Genomic DNA, 13,734 nt, shown 5'->3' with positions numbered 1-13,734 from the left:
ACAGGTAATCGCGATAAACGCGGCTCTTAGCCACCTTCAGGGCACATCCACCTATGCGTCTTCCCACGTTCCGTCAGCGCTTTTCTCCTCACTGCATGGCTTACAGCTTAATGATGGCCAGCGCTGCGACCTGTCTGGTCACCAGCCACAGTGCCTTCGCTGCAACCGCATCCCAGCGTTACACCGTTGCCGCCGGTCCGCTGGACAATGCCCTGAGCCAGTTCGCCTCTGCCGCGAATGTGATTCTGTCGTTCTCGCCGCAGCAGACCAGTCGCTTGCGCAGCGCCGGGTTGAACGGCGACTTCAGCGTCGAACAGGGTTTCGCTCAATTGTTGCAAGGCTCAGGCTTACAGGCCGTGCCCCAAGCCCCGGGCAGCTACATTCTGCAGACCTTGCCCAACGGAGATTCCCTGGAACTGGCCCCGACCAACATCAACGCGCAGTTCGCCAATCCAATGGATCTGGATTATGCCGCCGACGTTGGCTACAACGCGCAGAACAGCCGGATCGGTACCAAAACCAGTACACCGCTATCGCAAACACCGCGTTCGGTGTCAGTGGTGACCGGGCAACGTATCAAAGATCAGAAATCTCAGACACTCACCGACGTCCTCGGCTACGTGCCGGGAATCTTCGCCCCACCGTTCGCTGCCGGTGACAGTCTGGCGGGAGACTTGTTTTACATCCGTGGTTTCAACGCCACCGATTACGGCTACGGTTTGCTGCGCGATGGACTGCGCGTGCAGGGCAATCGCTATGACACCAGCACCGAGCCGTACGGACTCGAACGGGTTGAGGTGTTCCGTGGCCCGTCTTCGCTGCTGTATGGCGAAAATGCACCGGGCGGTCTGGTCAATCTGGTCAGCAAACGCCCGACTGCCTCGCCTCACGGCGAAGTGCAGTTGGGTTATGGCTCTAACAATCGCCGGCAGATCGGCGTCGACGTCTCCGGCCCGCTCAATGACAGCGGCAACGTCCTCGGGCGTGTAGTGATGCTGGGGCGCAAATCCGATACCCAGACCGATCACGTTCCCGACGACCGCATTTATATCGCGCCTTCGCTAACGCTGAATTTCGACGATTTCAATACGCTGACTCTGTTGGCCAACTACCAGAAGGATCACACCAACATGGAGCTAGGCCTGCCGGCAGCTGGCACGTTGCTGAGCAACCCCAATGGCAAGTTGGCCAAAGACACCATGCTCGGCGACCCGGACTGGAATACTTTCGAACGGGAAACCTGGAGCACCGGTTACGAGTTCAGCCATTCGTTCAACGATGACTGGCAGTTCCGCCAGAACTCGCGCTACATGCAGTCGCGCATCACCCGCCACGAAACCTGGCCGGGCAATCTGAACAACGCCGGCTTCGGCACACGGTTGAACATGACCGCCTACGATCGCTACAACAAATCCATGGTGTATTCGCTGGATAACCAGCTGGAAGGCAAGTTCCAGGCGGGAGATCTGGAAAACACCGTGCTGTTTGGCGCCAGCTACGATCGCACCTCGTTCAACCAGGACTGGAATGCCGGCATTGTCGGGCCGATCGACATCTACAACCCGGTCTACCTGCGTGATCCGACCACGCCGATTGCTGTGCAGAACACGTTGCTCGAGCAGCAGATGAAAGGCGTTTATGCACAGATTCAGAGCAAGTACGACCACTGGCTGTTCCTGCTCGGCGGGCGGCAGGACTGGGTCGACAGTGACTTTCGCGACAAAGTGGCGCGAGGCAGCAACATCAGCTCCGAGGACAAGAAGTTCACCTATCAGGGCGGCGTGATGTATCAGTTCGACAACGGCATGACGCCGTATGTCAGCTATTCCACGGCATTCGTGCCGGTGCAGCAGATTTCCAATGCCGGCGCACCGCTTGATCCGATCACCAGCCGTCAATATGAAGTGGGTCTCAAGTACGAGCCGATCGGCTGGGATACGGCATTCACGGCCTCGCTGTATGACCTGCGCAAGAAGGACGACACCTATTTCGATGCAACGACCTCGACCTATCGCCAGGTGGGCGAGAGCCGCGCCAAAGGTGTGGAACTGGAACTCAACAGTAATCTGACGCAAAACCTCAACGTCACGGCGGCTTACACCTACACCGATGCAAAGATCACCAAGGATGCGCCGACGTCGCTGGTCAAAGGACACCAAATGACCGGAGTGCCACGTAATCAAGCCTCCACCTGGGCGAAATATCGCTTTCTCGACGGTGATCTGAAAGGTTTGTACGTCGCGGGTGGTGTGCGTTATTTCGACAGCGCGTTTGCTTACACCTCCCCTTCGCTATACGGGAAGCTGAATGCTGGCGACGTTACGTTGGTTGACGCGGCTGTTGGCTACCAGATCGATACACACTGGAGTCTCGACCTGAACGCAAAGAACCTGTTCGATAAGGAATATGTGTCGGGCTGCAACGACGCCGGCCGCTGCTACTGGGGTGAGGATCGTACTTTGCTTGGTACGGTTTCCTACAATTGGTGACAGCAAAAAGGCTGTGGATAATTATCCACAGCCCCCTCTGTTATTTGCCGATGCAGAAGCTGGAGAAGATTCTTCCCAGCAAATCATCTGAGCTGAACGCTCCGGTAATTTCCCCCAGCGAATGCTGAGCCTGGCGCAAATCCTCGGCGAGCAATTCGCCGGCCCCGGCCACGGTCAATTGGGCGCGGCCATGTTCCAGCGCCGCGCTGGCGTGGCGCAGTGCTTCCAGATGCCGGCGGCGTGCGCTGAAGCTGCTTTCCGAGGTCTGCTCGTAACCCATGCACGCCTTGAGATGGTCACGCAGCAGGTCGAGACCTTCAGCGGACTTGGCGCTGAGACCGATCGTTACGTGACCGTCGTCACTGGTTTCCAACGCAATCGCTTCGCCGGACAGATCAGCCTTGTTGCGGATCAGCGTCACTTTCGACGGATCCGGTCGGCTCTCGAGGAATTCAGGCCACAAGGCAAACGGGTCCAGTGCTTCCGGCGCAGTCGCATCGACCACCAGCAAAACCCGATCCGCTTCACCAATGGCTTTCAAGGCTCGTTCCACGCCGATCTTTTCCACATGATCATCGGTATCGCGCAGACCGGCGGTGTCGACCACATGCAGTGGCATGCCGTCGATGTGGATATGTTCGCGCAGAATATCCCGCGTTGTGCCAGCGATCTCGGTCACGATGGCGGCTTCGCGACCGGCCAATGCATTCAACAGGCTGGATTTGCCGGCATTTGGCCGACCGGCGATCACCACAGTCATGCCGTCGCGCAACAACGCACCCTGCCCGGCTTCGCGCAAGACTGTGGATAACTCGTCGCGCACCTTGTCGAGCATGCCGAGCACATGGCCGTCGGCAAGAAAGTCGATTTCCTCTTCGGGGAAGTCGATGGCGGCTTCGACATAGATGCGCAGACCGATAAGCTGTTCGGTCAAGTTATGCACACGCTGCGAGAATGCACCCTGCAATGAACGCAACGCATTGCGCGCCGCTTGTGCAGAACTGGCTTCGATCAAATCGGCTATGGCCTCGGCCTGGGCCAGATCGAGTTTGTCATTGAGAAAGGCGCGCTCGCTGAATTCACCCGGACGGGCCAGACGGCAACCCAGTTCCAGGCAGCGTTTGAGCAACATGTCGAGCACGATCGGGCCACCGTGGCCCTGCAATTCCAGGACGTCTTCGCCGGTGAACGAGTTCGGCCCCGGGAAATACAGTGCCAGACCTTCATCCAGCACCTGCTGATCGTCGCTGAAAAACGGCCCGTAATGGGCGTATCGCGGTTTCAGTTCTCGGCCGCTGATGGCTTTTGCCGCCACATTGGCCAACGGCCCGGAAATACGGACGATGCCCACACCGCCGCGACCTTGGGCGGTGGCGACGGCGGCGATGGTTTCACGGGGTGTGCTCATAAAGCGGCATCCAGACAAAAGTGGCAGATAGCAAAACGCCCCACTAGGGGGCGTTTTGAGTGGTGTTATCCACAGTGCAAGTTACGCCTCGGCTTTTTTCGTTGCCGCTTCGATCTTACGCGTGATGTACCACTGTTGTGCAATCGACAGGCAGTTGTTCACTACCCAGTACAGCACCAGACCTGCCGGGAACCACAGGAAGAAGAAGGTGAAGATGATTGGCATCATTTTCATCACTTTCGCCTGCATCGGATCCGGAGGAGTCGGGTTCAGCTGCTGCTGGATGAACATGGTTGCGCCCATGATGATCGGCAGAATGAAGAACGGATCTTTGATCGACAGGTCAGTGATCCACAGCATGAACGGCGCCTGGCGCATTTCCACGCTTTCCAGCAGAACCCAGTACAGCGACAGGAAGACCGGCATCTGCACGAGGATTGGCAAGCAGCCGCCCAGTGGATTGATCTTCTCTTTCTTGTACAGCTCCATCATGGCTTGCGACATCTTCTGCCGGTCATCGCCATGTTGCTCTTTCAGCGCAGCCAATTTCGGCGCCACGGCACGCATGCGCGCCATCGACTTGTAGCTGGCCGCTGACAGCGGGAAGAAAATCCCTTTGATCAGCATGGTCAGGAAGATGATCGACCAGCCCCAGTTACCGACAATCGCGTGGATGTGTTGCAGCAGCCAGAAGATAGGCTGGGCAATGAACCACAGAATGCCGTAATCGACGGTCAATTCCAGACCTGGGGACAACTCTTTCAGCACAGCCTGACTTTTCGGACCGGCGTACAGCACAGCGCTGGTTTCAACTTTTGCACCTGGAGCAGCGGTCAGAGTAGGACCGGTGTATCCGATGATGTAGTTGCCTTTGCTGTCTTTACGGGTCTGGACGATGTTGTTTTCGCCCTTGGCCGGAATCCACGCGGTCACGAAGTAGTGCTGCAGCCAGGCCACCCAACCACCGGTGACAGTTTCCTTGAGCTGCGCCTTGTCCATGTCCTTCATGGACACTTTCTTGTACGGCTCCGAACTTGTCCACAGGGCAGCGCCCAGGTAAGTCGCAGTGCCAGTAGCTGTTGTGGACGAAGGATCCGCGCTTGCATCACGTTTCAGCTGAGCGAACATCGCGCCGTTCCAGGGCTGAGCGCTCTGGTTATCCACAATGTAGGAAACGGCAACGTCGTACAGGCCACGTTTGACGGTGAAACGCTTGATGTAGTTGACGCCGTCCTTGCTGAATTTCAGGTCAACCACGAGTTGATCCTGACCGTCAGCCAGTTGGTAAACCTTCTTCTCCGAGGAATAAACCGGACGACCGGCCGGGTTTGCATCCGGGCCGTTGGTGCCGATCAGACCGCTTTGCGCCAGATAAACACGTTCGCCGCCGTTGTCGAACAGCTGGAACGGCACGTCAGGACGGTCCTGACGACGTGGATACAGAGGCAGAGTCAGTTGCGCAACGTCGCCACCTTGTGGATCGATCGCCAGATCGAGCACATCGGTCTTGACCTGAATCAGGTCCTTGCTGGCGGCAACCGGCGTTTCGGCAGGTGCGCTGGTATCGCTGGCGGCGCGCGGAATATCGTCACTGGCGGCATTGGTGCCAGTGGCGGTGTCCGGCAAACCGGATGTAGTCGTACTGGAAGCAACATTCTGAGTCGGCAGGGCAGCCTGGCCATAATCCTGGTTCCATTTAAGAACCATGACGTAGGACACGATTGCCAGGGCGACGATCAGGATCGTGCGTTTGATATCCATGATTACTCGGCCATCGAAGAAGAACGGGAGGTAGGGACAGGTGGAACCGGGTCATAACCACCGGGATTCCACGGATGACAGCGACCTAAACGACGAAAGGTCAGCCAGCCACCGCGCAGAAGGCCATGATTTTCAATGGCTTCATACGCGTAGCAGGAACAACTGGGGTAGAAGCGACAGTGGCTGGCCATTAAAGGACTAATGGCATAGCGATAAAACTGGATCGGAACGAGGGCCAGTTTACGCATCGGTACTGTCTACCCCTACAGTTTCGGTTTTGACTGCCGGAACGGGCTTGTTACGCGCCAGACGCTTCCAGAGTTTGCCGAAATGCTGAATCAATTCGGGGTTTTCTACATCACCCAAACCTTTGCGCGCGACGATAACGATGTCCCAGCCGACCAGTGAATCCTGGTGCAGACGGAACGATTCGCGCATTAGACGTTTGAGGCGATTGCGCTCAACGGAGAGCTTTACGCTCTTTTTCCCGATAACCAGCCCTAGTCGGGGGTGATCAAGATCGTTGTCGCGTGCAAGGAGCAGGAGATTTTTCCCCGGAACCTTGCCGGTAGGGGAGTCAAAGACTGCCTTGAAATGCCGGGGGGTAAGCAGACGCTTTTCCCGACTGAAGTCCTGACTCACCTCCAGTACCGGATTATCAAACTGCCAGACGCGCACGACCTTTGGCGCGACGACGCGACAGGACTGCGCGGCCGTTCTTGGTAGCCATGCGAGCACGGAAACCGTGGGTACGAGCGCGTTTGATAGTGCTTGGTTGGAAAGTACGTTTCATGTCGTGTTACCTGGTTCGTCCACAACGGGCCGGAATGGCCCCCGTTTTAAGAGACCGGGGATTCTAGAGAAAGCAAGCCTTCAGGTCAATTTCCAACCAGCGTTTCCTTATAAATAGATCCGAGTGGGGTTTTAGCTCGAAAGCCTGTCCGCCCAGATATAAAAATAAAGAAGGGAATTATTTAAAGCTTTTCTGTAAAGCTTGTAAAAGCTAGGCACGGGTTCTTCTGTGGATAACCGCCACGAGGCCTTATTCCATGTGATGTACAGAGAATGACAACTACAGGGGAAAACCGTGTTCAGCCTGTGCTGCGCTATCGGATAAGCTGTGCGTGAAAGGGCCTGTTATCCACAGGCCAGTTATCCACCGGGTTTAGCCCCCAGTTGTCCAGTGCCCTCAGAGGTGTTTATCCACAGGGCTTATTCACAGACCGTTGGTCGCCTTTCGTGACGCCTGTGCGTTGATAAATGATGGCGATGGAGCTACCTGCATGTGGATAAGTGAACGGCTCGCCGCTACAATGGCCGCTTGTTTTTGCCTCACCGGCTTTCAACTTAGGGGATATCCGTGTCAGTGGAACTTTGGCAGCAGTGCGTAGAGCTTTTGCGCGAAGAGCTGCCTGCCCAACAATTCAACACCTGGATCCGTCCACTACAGGTCGAAGCCGAAGGCGACGAGTTGCGCGTCTACGCACCGAATCGGTTCGTGCTGGACTGGGTCAACGAAAAGTACCTGGGCCGGGTTCTTGAATTGCTGGATGAGCACGGCAATGGCTCGACGCCGGCGCTGTCCTTGTTAATAGGCAGCAAACGCAGCTCCGCACCGCGTGCCGCACCGAATGCCCCGCTGGCGGCGGCGCAGGTTTCCCAGGCGCAGGCCAATAACGTGCCGACGAACAACCTGGCACCGGCGCCCGCTCCGGCCAAGCGTTCCACGCAGAAAACTGCTGAAGTCAGTGAGGAGCCGTCCCGTGACAGCTTCGACCCGATGGCCGGCGCCGCTTCGCAACAGGCCCCGGTTCGCGCCGAACAGCGCACCGTGCAGGTCGAAGGTGCGCTCAAGCACACCAGTTACCTGAACCGTACATTCACCTTCGAGAATTTCGTAGAAGGTAAATCCAACCAGCTCGCCCGTGCGGCGGCCTGGCAAGTGGCGGACAACCCCAAGCACGGTTACAACCCATTGTTCCTTTATGGTGGCGTCGGCTTGGGTAAAACCCACTTGATGCACGCGGTGGGCAACCACCTATTAAAGAAGAATCCGAATGCCAAGGTCGTGTACCTGCATTCCGAGCGTTTCGTGGCCGACATGGTCAAGGCGCTGCAACTGAACGCGATCAACGAATTCAAGCGCTTCTACCGTTCGGTGGACGCCTTGCTCATCGACGATATTCAGTTCTTCGCTCGCAAGGAGCGCTCTCAGGAAGAGTTTTTCCACACCTTCAACGCCCTGCTTGAAGGTGGTCAGCAGGTCATTCTTACCAGTGACCGCTACCCGAAAGAAATCGAAGGCCTTGAAGAACGTCTGAAATCCCGCTTCGGCTGGGGCCTTACCGTTGCCGTCGAGCCGCCGGAACTGGAAACCCGCGTGGCGATCCTGATGAAAAAGGCCGATCAGGCTAAGGTCGAGTTGCCCCATGACGCCGCGTTCTTCATTGCCCAGCGTATTCGCTCCAACGTCCGTGAGCTGGAAGGCGCGCTGAAACGCGTGATCGCCCACTCGCACTTCATGGGCCGCGACATCACCATCGAGCTGATCCGCGAATCCCTGAAAGACCTGCTGGCGTTGCAGGACAAACTGGTCTCTGTGGATAACATTCAGCGCACCGTCGCCGAGTACTACAAGATCAAGATCTCCGACCTGCTGTCCAAGCGCCGTTCGCGCTCGGTGGCACGTCCGCGTCAGGTGGCGATGGCGTTGTCCAAGGAACTGACCAACCACAGCCTGCCGGAAATCGGCGATGTGTTTGGCGGTCGCGACCACACCACCGTGTTGCACGCCTGCCGCAAGATCAATGAACTTAAGGAATCCGACGCGGACATCCGCGAGGACTACAAGAACCTGCTGCGTACATTGACCACTTGATGAACACCAGCGCAGCTTATTAAGGCAAGGGACTAGACCATGCATTTCACCATTCAACGCGAAGCCCTGTTGAAACCCCTGCAACTGGTCGCAGGCGTCGTCGAGCGCCGACAGACCTTGCCGGTACTCTCCAACGTGCTGTTGGTTGTCGAAGGCCAGCAACTGTCGCTGACCGGTACCGACCTGGAAGTCGAACTGGTTGGTCGTGTGCAACTTGAAGAGCCTGCCGAAACGGGCTCCATCACGGTGCCGGCGCGCAAGCTGATGGACATCTGCAAAAGCCTGCCCAACGATGCGCTGATCGACATCAAAGTCGACGAGCAGAAGCTCGTGGTGAAGGCTGGTCGCAGCCGTTTCACCCTGTCGACCCTGCCGGCTAACGATTTCCCGACCGTCGAAGAAGGCCCGGGCTCGCTGACCTGCAGCCTGGAGCAAAGCAAGCTGCGTCGACTGATCGAACGCACCAGCTTCGCCATGGCCCAGCAGGACGTGCGCTACTACCTCAACGGCATGCTGCTGGAAGTTTCTGCGGGTGTGATCCGCGCGGTCGCGACTGACGGTCACCGTCTGGCCATGTGTTCGATGCAGGCCGATATCGGTCAGCCGGATCGCCACCAAGTGATCGTGCCGCGCAAAGGTATCCTCGAACTGGCGCGTCTGCTCACCGAGCCGGATGGCAATGTCAGCATTGTCCTTGGTCAACACCACATTCGTGCGACCACCGGCGAGTTCACGTTCACCTCGAAACTGGTCGACGGTAAATTCCCGGATTACGAGCGTGTGCTGCCAAAGGGTGGCGACAAGCTGGTACTGGGCGATCGCCAGGCACTGCGTGAAGCATTCAGCCGGACCGCGATTCTGTCCAACGAGAAGTACCGTGGTATCCGTCTGCAACTGGCCAGCGGTCAGCTGAAGATCCAGGCCAACAACCCGGAGCAGGAAGAAGCGGAAGAAGAAGTGGGCGTTGAATACAATGGCGGCTCGCTGGAAATTGGCTTTAACGTCAGCTACTTGCTCGACGTGCTGGGCGTGATGACCACCGAGCAGGTTCGCCTGATCCTGTCCGACTCCAACAGCAGTGCGCTGGTGCAAGAGTCCGACAATGACGACTCGGCTTACGTTGTCATGCCGATGCGTCTGTAATCAGCGGATCCTGAATGTCGTTAAGTCGTGTTTCGGTCACCGCGGTGCGCAATCTGCACCCGGTGACCTTCTCCCCCTCCCCCCGCATCAACATTCTTTACGGCGCCAACGGCAGCGGCAAAACCAGTGTTCTGGAAGCCATTCACCTGCTGGGGCTCGCCCGTTCGTTTCGCAGCACGCGCCTGTTGCCGGTCATCCAGTACGAGCAACTCGCCTGTACGGTATTCGGTCAGGTTGAATTGGCAGAGGGCGGACACAGTGCGCTGGGGATCTCCCGAGACCGTCAGGGCGAATTCCAGATCCGTATCGATGGCCAGAATGCGCGCAGCGCTGCGCAACTGGCGGAAATCCTGCCGCTGCAGTTGATCAACCCCGACAGCTTCCGCCTGCTCGAAGGCGCGCCGAAGATTCGCCGGCAGTTTCTCGACTGGGGTGTGTTCCACGTTGAGCCTCGGTTCATGGGGACCTGGCAGCGTTTGCAGAAGGCCTTGCGCCAGAGAAACTCCTGGCTGCGGCATGGTACACTTGACGCCGTTTCGCAAGCGGTTTGGGACAGGGAACTGTGCCAGGCCAGCGCTGAAATCGATGAATACCGCCGCGCTTACATCACAGCCTTGAAACCGGTCTTCGAGCAGACCTTGAGCGAACTGGTTGAGCTCGAGGGTTTGACCCTCAGCTATTACCGAGGCTGGGACAAAGACCGCGAATTGAGCGCCGTACTTGCCGGTTCCGTACAACGGGACCAGCAGATGGGGCACACCCAGGCCGGCCCGCAACGCGCTGATTTGCGTCTTAGATTGGGCGCACACAATGCCGCGGACATCTTGTCCCGGGGTCAGCAGAAGCTGGTGGTCTGTGCGCTGCGGATTGCCCAGGGGCACCTGGTCAGCCAGGCCCGCCGCGGTCAGTGTATTTATCTGGTGGATGACTTGCCGTCCGAGCTGGACGAGAGCCATCGTCGCGCGCTGTGCCGCTTGCTGGAAGACTTACGCTGCCAGGTGTTCATCACCTGTGTAGATCACGAATCACTGAGGGAAGGCTGGCAGACGGAAACGCCAGTCGCTTTGTTCCACGTGGAACAGGGCCGTATCACCCAGACCCACGACCATCGGGAGTGAAGGCATTGAGCGAAGAAAATACGTACGACTCAACGAGCATTAAAGTGCTGAAAGGCCTGGATGCCGTACGCAAACGTCCCGGTATGTACATTGGTGACACCGACGATGGTAGCGGTCTGCACCACATGGTGTTCGAGGTGGTCGACAACTCGATCGACGAAGCCCTCGCCGGCCATTGCGACGACATCAGCATCATCATCCACCCGGACGAATCCATCACCGTTAAAGACAACGGTCGTGGCATCCCGGTAGACGTGCATAAAGAGGAAGGCGTTTCCGCCGCCGAGGTCATCATGACCGTCCTCCACGCTGGCGGTAAGTTCGACGACAACTCCTACAAGGTATCCGGCGGTCTGCACGGTGTAGGTGTTTCGGTAGTGAACGCGCTGTCCGAAGAGCTGGTTCTGACCGTCCGCCGCAGCGGCAAGATCTGGGAACAGACCTACGTTCACGGCGTACCTCAGGCACCGATGGCCATCGTTGGCGACAGCGAAACCACCGGCACCCAGATTCACTTCAAAGCTTCCAGCGAAACCTTCAAGAACATTCACTTCAGCTGGGACATCCTCGCCAAGCGCATTCGTGAACTGTCGTTCCTCAACTCCGGTGTCGGCATCGTCCTCAAGGATGAGCGCAGCGGCAAGGAAGAGCTGTTCAAATACGAAGGCGGCCTGCGTGCGTTCGTTGAATACCTGAACACCAACAAGACTGCGGTCAATCAGGTGTTCCACTTCAACATCCAGCGCGAAGACGGCATCGGCGTGGAAATCGCCCTGCAGTGGAACGACAGCTTCAACGAGAACCTGTTGTGCTTCACCAACAACATTCCGCAGCGCGACGGCGGCACCCACCTGGTCGGCTTCCGTTCGGCGTTGACGCGTAACCTGAACAACTACATCGAGCAGGAAGGTCTGGCGAAGAAGCACAAAGTCGCCACCACCGGTGACGATGCCCGTGAAGGCCTGACCGCAATCATCTCGGTGAAAGTGCCGGATCCGAAGTTCAGCTCGCAGACCAAAGACAAGTTGGTGTCTTCCGAAGTGAAGACTGCGGTCGAGCAGGAAATGGGCAAATACTTCTCCGACTTCCTCCTGGAAAACCCGAACGAAGCCAAGCTGGTGGTCGGCAAGATGATCGACGCCGCCCGTGCCCGTGAAGCGGCGCGCAAGGCTCGTGAGATGACCCGCCGCAAAGGCGCGCTGGACATCGCCGGCCTGCCGGGCAAACTCGCTGACTGCCAGGAAAAAGACCCGGCGCTGTCCGAACTGTACCTGGTGGAAGGTGACTCCGCGGGCGGCTCTGCCAAGCAGGGACGTAACCGCAAGACCCAGGCGATCCTGCCGTTGAAGGGCAAGATCCTCAACGTCGAGAAAGCTCGCTTTGACAAGATGATCTCTTCCCAGGAAGTGGGCACGCTGATCACCGCGCTGGGCTGCGGCATCGGTCGCGAAGAGTACAACATCGACAAGTTGCGCTATCACAACATCATCATCATGACCGACGCTGACGTCGACGGTTCGCACATCCGCACCCTGCTGCTGACTTTCTTCTTCCGTCAGTTGCCGGAGCTGATCGAGCGTGGCTACATCTACATTGCCCAGCCGCCGCTGTACAAGGTCAAGAAAGGCAAGCAAGAGCAATACATCAAAGACGACGACGCCATGGAAGAGTACATGACTCAGTCGGCTCTGGAAGATGCGAGCCTGCACCTGAACGAAGAAGCCCCCGGCATTTCCGGTGAAGCGCTGGAGCGTCTGGTGAATGACTTCCGTATGGTCATGAAGACGCTCAAGCGTCTGTCGCGCCTGTACCCACAGGAGTTGACCGAGCACTTCATCTACCTGCCAGCCGTCAGCCTGGAAACCCTGGGCGATCATGCAGCAATGCAAGAGTGGCTGGCCCAGTATGAAGTTCGTCTGCGTACCAACGAGAAGTCCGGCCTGGTCTACAAAGCCAGCCTGCGCGAAGACCGTGAACGTGGCGTCTGGCTGCCGGAGGTCGAACTGATCTCCCACGGCCTGTCGAACTACGTCACCTTCAACCGCGACTTCTTCGGCAGCAACGACTACAAAACTGTGGTCACCCTGGGCGCGCAGCTGAGCACCCTGCTCGACGAAGGCGCGTACATCCAGCGTGGCGAGCGCAAGAAAGCTGTTACTGAGTTCAAGGAAGCCCTCGACTGGCTGATGGCCGAAAGTACCAAGCGCCACACCATTCAGCGATACAAAGGTCTGGGTGAAATGAACCCGGATCAGCTGTGGGAAACCACCATGGACCCAAGCGTGCGCCGCATGCTGAAAGTCACCATCGAAGACGCCATCGGTGCAGACCAGATCTTCAACACCCTGATGGGTGATGCGGTCGAACCTCGCCGGGACTTCATCGAAAGCAACGCGTTGGCGGTGTCCAACCTGGATTTCTGATCCGTTGTCGACGGGCAAGTTAATTGTCATGTTCGTGCAGGTTATTGTCATGACAAAAAGCGTCACTACCCCGGCTTAACGCCGGGGTTTTTCTTTTTCGCTGAGAGCTTTAGGGATGGCTGGGCAGTATCCGTGGAGTCCATTTTGTAGCGAAGCTACAAAGATTGTTCGGAAAATCTGGTATTGATGAAGGCAAAAAATCTGGGAGATTTAGGAGCATCTGATACGAGGCAATTTATGGAAATCAAAACAGCATCGCCCATCAGACCCCTAAACCACCGCTGATGGGCGGCCTATTGAGATACGGCTGCGGATTCATTAAAACAAACCGGCTGCTGACCCAGCCAGCCAGCCAGCCAGCTGTAGGTGTAGATGGGCAAAGTTATTTGCCATTTCGGCCAGAGTTAAGCGTAATAGCCAAAGTTAGTGGCTAGAACAAAAAAGAAACCCCAGTTGGTCATGTGCCTGCTGGGGGGTTCTTGAGGTGGGATGAGCAGCGATCGTGTCTGACACC

Annotated in this window: 10 protein-coding genes; 5 read left to right on the top strand and 5 right to left on the bottom strand. The window is 57.4% G+C overall.

What is annotated here, in order from left to right; translation table 11 throughout:
• The first annotated feature begins 53 nt into the window (after positions 1-53).
• On the top strand, positions 54-2,489 hold the full coding sequence (locus CXF97_RS18495) for a TonB-dependent siderophore receptor (protein WP_101159736.1): 2,436 nt from the start codon (positions 54-56) through the stop codon (positions 2,487-2,489).
• A gap of 40 nt (positions 2,490-2,529) precedes the next feature.
• Here CXF97_RS18495 and mnmE read toward each other — a convergent pair whose 3' ends face one another.
• The 5 genes from mnmE to rpmH form a co-directional block, all read right to left on the bottom strand.
• Positions 2,530-3,897, bottom strand: coding sequence for a tRNA uridine-5-carboxymethylaminomethyl(34) synthesis GTPase MnmE (gene mnmE, locus CXF97_RS18490; protein WP_101159735.1), 1,368 nt, complete (start codon positions 3,895-3,897; stop codon positions 2,530-2,532).
• An 81-nt stretch (positions 3,898-3,978) separates the two neighbouring features.
• Complete coding sequence (gene yidC / locus CXF97_RS18485) at positions 3,979-5,658, bottom strand: membrane protein insertase YidC (protein WP_101159734.1); 1,680 nt, start codon at positions 5,656-5,658, stop codon at positions 3,979-3,981.
• 2 nt (positions 5,659-5,660) lie between these two features.
• Entirely contained in the window at positions 5,661-5,906 is a 246-nt protein-coding gene (gene yidD, locus CXF97_RS18480) for a membrane protein insertion efficiency factor YidD (protein WP_027901580.1), read from the bottom strand.
• Entirely contained in the window at positions 5,899-6,300 is a 402-nt protein-coding gene (gene rnpA / locus CXF97_RS18475) for a ribonuclease P protein component (RefSeq protein ID WP_039757776.1), read from the bottom strand. Before rnpA ends, yidD begins: the two co-directional genes overlap by 8 nt.
• A gap of 16 nt (positions 6,301-6,316) precedes the next feature.
• On the bottom strand, positions 6,317-6,451 hold the full coding sequence (gene rpmH, locus CXF97_RS18470) for a 50S ribosomal protein L34 (protein WP_003213577.1): 135 nt from the start codon (positions 6,449-6,451) through the stop codon (positions 6,317-6,319).
• A gap of 567 nt (positions 6,452-7,018) precedes the next feature.
• Here rpmH and dnaA point away from each other — a divergent pair.
• Genes dnaA through gyrB form a run of 4 tightly spaced genes read left to right on the top strand, consistent with a single transcriptional unit; the run spans position 7,019 to position 13,220 of the window.
• Entirely contained in the window at positions 7,019-8,536 is a 1,518-nt protein-coding gene (gene dnaA, locus CXF97_RS18465) for a chromosomal replication initiator protein DnaA (protein ID WP_101159733.1), read from the top strand.
• Between the two features lie 39 nt (positions 8,537-8,575).
• Complete coding sequence (gene dnaN / locus CXF97_RS18460; RefSeq protein WP_016772390.1) at positions 8,576-9,679, top strand: DNA polymerase III subunit beta; 1,104 nt, start codon at positions 8,576-8,578, stop codon at positions 9,677-9,679.
• A gap of 14 nt (positions 9,680-9,693) precedes the next feature.
• Positions 9,694-10,797 carry a DNA replication/repair protein RecF gene (gene recF / locus CXF97_RS18455; protein WP_101159732.1) on the top strand — a complete coding sequence of 368 codons (1,104 nt, stop codon included), beginning with the start codon at positions 9,694-9,696 and terminating at the stop codon, positions 10,795-10,797.
• A gap of 5 nt (positions 10,798-10,802) precedes the next feature.
• The gene (gene gyrB / locus CXF97_RS18450) at positions 10,803-13,220 is read left to right on the top strand and encodes a DNA topoisomerase (ATP-hydrolyzing) subunit B (protein ID WP_024014948.1); all 2,418 of its coding nucleotides are present in this window, start codon (positions 10,803-10,805) and stop codon (positions 13,218-13,220) included.
• Positions 13,221-13,734: the final 514 nt, after the last annotated feature.

This window comes from Pseudomonas sp. Choline-02u-1 (genome assembly GCF_002836515.1).
Lineage (GTDB): Bacteria > Pseudomonadota > Gammaproteobacteria > Pseudomonadales > Pseudomonadaceae > Aquipseudomonas.
The sequence above is the reverse complement of the archived record's forward strand: the minus strand, read 5'-3'. Positions and strand labels throughout refer to the sequence as shown.

Coding starts and splice junctions, on each gene's coding strand:
- CXF97_RS18495 (WP_101159736.1), top strand. CDS start 54: ATGCGTCTTCCCACGTTCCGTCAGCGCTTTTCTCCTCACTGCATGGCT.
- mnmE (WP_101159735.1), bottom strand. CDS start 3,897: ATGAGCACACCCCGTGAAACCATCGCCGCCGTCGCCACCGCCCAAGGT.
- yidC (WP_101159734.1), bottom strand. CDS start 5,658: ATGGATATCAAACGCACGATCCTGATCGTCGCCCTGGCAATCGTGTCC.
- yidD (WP_027901580.1), bottom strand. CDS start 5,906: ATGCGTAAACTGGCCCTCGTTCCGATCCAGTTTTATCGCTATGCCATT.
- rpmH (WP_003213577.1), bottom strand. CDS start 6,451: ATGAAACGTACTTTCCAACCAAGCACTATCAAACGCGCTCGTACCCAC.
- dnaN (WP_016772390.1), top strand. CDS start 8,576: ATGCATTTCACCATTCAACGCGAAGCCCTGTTGAAACCCCTGCAACTG.
- recF (WP_101159732.1), top strand. CDS start 9,694: ATGTCGTTAAGTCGTGTTTCGGTCACCGCGGTGCGCAATCTGCACCCG.